This is a genomic window from Rummeliibacillus sp. TYF005 (assembly GCF_003844195.1).
Classification (GTDB): Bacteria; Bacillota; Bacilli; order Bacillales_A; family Planococcaceae; genus Rummeliibacillus.
The window spans coordinates 1-946 of the sequence record NZ_ML122648.1; the positions used below are offsets into that span (position 1 = coordinate 1).

1 protein-coding gene is annotated in these 946 nt (G+C 26.7%); it reads left to right on the plus strand.

Translation table 11 applies throughout. From position 1 onward, the window contains the following. The first annotated feature begins 539 nt into the window (after window positions 1–539). The gene (locus CW357_RS18065; RefSeq protein WP_124218840.1) at window positions 540–944 is read left to right on the plus strand and encodes a hypothetical protein; all 405 of its coding nucleotides are present in this window, start codon (window positions 540–542) and stop codon (window positions 942–944) included. Window positions 945–946: the final 2 nt, after the last annotated feature.

Consider the following 946-nt stretch of genomic DNA (forward strand, 5'->3'; position numbering starts at 1 on the left):
TTTATGATTGACATTTCACCCCTGGGCTTTCCTTTATTTCAATAACAATATTAACTAAAAAATAAATATAAATTAAGGCTATTTAGTAAAAATAAGTAAAATGATACATAGAAGATGAGATAAAAGTTTTATTTTTAAGGAGTATTTGAGTGAGTATTTGATTTAATTAAATTACTAAAAAGCATTTATTTTATATAAAAAGCAAGTGTATCCACACTCACTTCTTCATTACTACATATGTGTTTTTTATTGTGACAGTAGTTCCAGTTTCCAATATGATACGCAGGTCTGATACGCCAAATTAGCGTATCAGGTCGGTACCAAAATGTTATCGAGTAGTAGGTTGTTCTCATCAACCCTAATTTTGAGTATGTTCTCCAATTGTGGGGGATGTACTCTTTTTTTATTTAAATTTATTTATATTTTTCTACCATCTTTCAGAATAAAATTTGCTTCATATACAACGTCTAAAGCATTAAAATATATAAATGCGGATATTTGCAGTTTTTGTAGAATTAATATAAAAGGAAAATGTAGTTATGATCACAATAGAAAATTTAAAAAAAATAGCAGAAATCGAGAAAGAAATTGAACAATTAGAATTAAAAATAGAAGAATTATATACAAATGACATTCTTCCCAAAATGCACACTAGCATCAATATACTGTATGATGAAATTAAAAAGAGATTGTTTAAAAATGATTTTATGATTCATGAAGAAGTAAATGAATCAATATTTTTCGCTTCTTATCTAAAATTAAGTATACAAGTGAGGAAGATTGAAGATAATACTAAATTAGAAATTAGAATTCCAGAAAGACTTGAAGAAATAATTACCGCAAGTGTCGATATTGAACTTATACAGTATGGTTATATTGCGATAGATGATGATTTATACGAACCATATTCAAAACTAAGCCCAGGGGTGAAATGTCAATCATAAAA